We start from the raw sequence: 2,067 nt of genomic DNA, 5'->3' as shown, positions 1-2,067 counted from the left end.
GATCAGGACCTCGCGCTTGCCGAACCCCTTGGCCGCGATCGCGGCGGCGATTCCGTCGCGCGCCACCGCCTTGGCGTCGGGGGCGACGGAATCCTCGAGATCGAGGATCAGTCCGTCGGCGGCCAGATTCCGCGCCTTTTCCAGCGCGCGGGGGTTGGAGCCGGGCATGAACAGATGGCTGCGGCGCGGGCGGGTCATGCGAATGGTCCTTCCGGTTTCCTCGTAGCTCTTCTGACCTGAGCCGATAGCACCTGGCATGCCTATTCGAAAGGCTTGTTCGCCCCTGCGGTCTATGATTAGGCATAGGCCATGATCACATTCCCAGAGCATTTGCTGGAAGGCTACAGGGCCTTCGCCACCCAGCGGCTGCCGACCGAGCAGACCCGCTATCGCGAGCTGTCGGTGAAGGGGCAGTCGCCGGAAGTGATGGTGATCGGCTGCTGCGACAGCCGCGTCTCGCCCGAGGTGATCTTCGACGTCGGCCCGGGCGAATTGTTCGTCGTCCGCAACATCGCAAATCTGGTGCCGGTGTATCAGCCCGACGGCAACGCGCATGGCGTCTCGGCGGCGCTGGAATATGCGGTGAAGGTGCTGAAGGTGAAGCACATCGTGGTGCTCGGGCACGCGCAATGCGGCGGCATCCGCGCCTTCGTCGACAAGATCGAGCCGCTCACCCCCGGTGACTTCATCGGCAAATGGATGCAGATGTTCATCAAGCCGGGCGAGGTGGTCGAGCAGCGCGACCGCGAGACCATGGCGCAGTTCGTCGAGCGCATCGAGAAGGCCGCGGTGTTCCGCAGCCTGGAAAACCTGATGACCTTCCCGTTCGTGCAGAAGGCGGTCGATGCCGGCCAGATGCAGACCCACGGCGCCTATTTCGGCGTCGCGGAGGGATCGCTGTTCGTGCTGGACAAGGTCGCAAAGGAATTCAAGAACGCGCGAAGCGTGGCGTAGGTGTTGTAGGGTGGGTTAGCCGCAGGCGTAACCCACCACTTTTGTCACCGCGGAAAGTAAAGAGGTGGGTTGCGCTTCGCTAACCCACCCTACAAAGCAACGCAGCTTCTTAAGCCGCTTTCTTCTTGGCGCTGATCAGCTTGCGGTTGATCAGCACTTCCGCGATCTGGATCGCGTTGAGGGCTGCGCCCTTGCGAAGGTTGTCGGACACGCACCACAGCACGAGGCCGTTCTCCACCGTGGCGTCCTCGCGGATGCGGCTGATATAGGTGGCGTCCTCGCCGGCCGCTTCATAGGGCGTGGCGTAGCCGCCGGGCTCATGCTTGTCGATGACGAGGCAACCGGGCGCCGTGCGCAGGATGTTGCGCGCTTCATCGGCGCTGATCGGATTCTCGAACTCGATGTTGACGGCCTCGGAGTGGCCGACGAAGACAGGCACGCGCACGCAGGTCGCGGAGAGCTTGATCTTGGGATCAAGAATCTTCTTGGTCTCCATCATCATCTTCCACTCTTCCTTGGTGTAGCCGTCCTCCATGAAGACGTCGATCTGAGGGATGATGTTGAAGGCGATGCGCGCGGGAAACTTCTTATTGACGATCTCGCTGTTGGTGTAGACGGCCTTGGTCTGCGAGAACAATTCGTCCATCGCGTCCTTGCCGGCGCCCGACACCGAYTGRTAGGTCGMGACSACGACGCGCTTGATGGTSGCSWTGTCGTGCAGCGGCTTCAGCGCSACSACSAGCTGCGCCGTCGARCARTTCGGATTGGCGATGATGTTCTTCGCCTTGAAGCCCGCGGTCGCATCCGCGTTCACCTCGGGCACGATCAGCGGCACGTCCGGGTCCATGCGCCAGGCCGAGGAGTTGTCGATCACGACCGTGCCGGCGGCGCCGATCTTCGGCGACCATTCCTTCGACACCGAGCCGCCCGCCGACATCAGGCAGATGTCGACGTCGGAGAAGTCGTAATGCTCGAGCGCTTTGACCTTGAGGGTGCGGTCGCCATAGGAGACCTCGACGCCGACGCTGCGGCGTGACGCGAGGGCCACGACCTCGTCCGCGGGGAATTTGCGCTCATCGAGGATGTTGAGCATTTCCCGTCCGACATTGCCGG

Annotated in this window: 3 protein-coding genes; 1 reads left to right on the top strand and 2 read right to left on the bottom strand. The window is 62.7% G+C overall.

What is annotated here, in order from left to right:
* Window positions 1-198 (bottom strand): aldolase/citrate lyase family protein (locus tag AC1D00_RS38350; RefSeq protein ID WP_477014255.1); only part of this gene is annotated, 198 nt, incomplete at its 3' end.
* 111 nt (window positions 199-309) lie between these two features.
* Between AC1D00_RS38350 and AC1D00_RS38345 the strand changes: the two genes are divergently transcribed.
* Window positions 310-954: a carbonic anhydrase gene (locus AC1D00_RS38345; RefSeq protein ID WP_404551830.1), complete on the top strand. Its 645-nt coding sequence runs from the start codon at window positions 310-312 to the stop codon at window positions 952-954.
* Window positions 955-1,063: 109 nt separating this feature from the next.
* Here the strand turns inward: AC1D00_RS38345 and AC1D00_RS38340 are convergent.
* The coding region (locus tag AC1D00_RS38340; protein WP_477014254.1) for an aspartate-semialdehyde dehydrogenase at window positions 1,064-2,067 on the bottom strand (1,004 nt) is incomplete at its 5' end.

The sequence above is a fragment of the Bradyrhizobium sp. P2_E8 genome, assembly GCF_056403875.1.
Note: the sequence above shows the minus strand (reverse complement) of the source record. Positions and strands in the feature narration are given on the sequence as shown.